The sequence below is a fragment of the Domibacillus sp. 8LH genome, from assembly GCF_038806185.1.
Taxonomy (GTDB): domain Bacteria; phylum Bacillota; class Bacilli; order Bacillales; family Domibacillaceae; genus Domibacillus; species Domibacillus indicus_A.
The window spans coordinates 1-262 of sequence record NZ_JAVJNG010000191.1 but is presented as its reverse complement, the minus strand read 5'-3'; the positions used below and the strand labels follow the sequence as shown (position 1 = coordinate 262).

The 262-nt window shown below is 52.3% G+C and carries 1 rRNA gene; it reads left to right on the top strand.

Going from position 1 to position 262, the window contains the following annotated elements:
- Positions 1-262: ribosomal RNA gene (locus RG959_RS24380) — 23S ribosomal RNA — on the top strand; the annotation flags it as partial.

Below are 262 nucleotides of genomic sequence, written 5' to 3'. Positions count from 1 at the left end.
CTAAGTACCCGGAGGAAGAGAAAGCAAACGCGATTCCCTGAGTAGCGGCGAGCGAAACGGGACATAGCCCAAACCAGAAGGCTTGCCTTCTGGGGTTGTAGGACACTCTATACGGAGTTACAAAGGAAGAGGATAGGTGAAGCGATCTGGAAAGATCCGCGGTACAAGGTAACAGCCCTGTAGCTGAAATCTTCTTCTCTCTTGAGTGTATCCTGAGTACGGCGGAACACGAGGAATTCCGTCGGAATCCGGGAGGACCATC